Here is a 255-nt window from a genome sequence, read left to right as displayed (position 1 = left end):
CGCGTGGCGGTGTGCGACCTGGTGCCGGGAGCGTGGTCGCTGCAGGGCCTGCCGCGTGCAGTGACGCTCACGCCGCTGGTGGCCAGCAGCGTGGAGTACACGTTGACCCCGACCGCGCGCGGCCGCTTCGGGTTCGACGGCGTGCACCTGCGCCTGCATGCACCGTGGCGGATGTGGCGCCAGCGCCGCCTGCTGCCGCCGGCGCAGACCGTACGCGTGTATCCCAATTTCGCCCCGCACACCCGCATCGCGTTG

At 72.9% G+C, this 255-nt stretch carries 1 pseudogene; it reads left to right on the top strand.

What is annotated here, in order from left to right:
* Positions 1-255 (top strand): annotated as a pseudogene (locus ACQG3P_RS20580) (DUF58 domain-containing protein); the annotation flags it as partial.

The organism is Stenotrophomonas sp. SrG (assembly GCF_050031795.1).
Lineage (GTDB): Bacteria > Pseudomonadota > Gammaproteobacteria > Xanthomonadales > Xanthomonadaceae > Stenotrophomonas > Stenotrophomonas rhizophila_A.
This window is presented reverse-complemented; position numbering and strand designations above follow the sequence as displayed.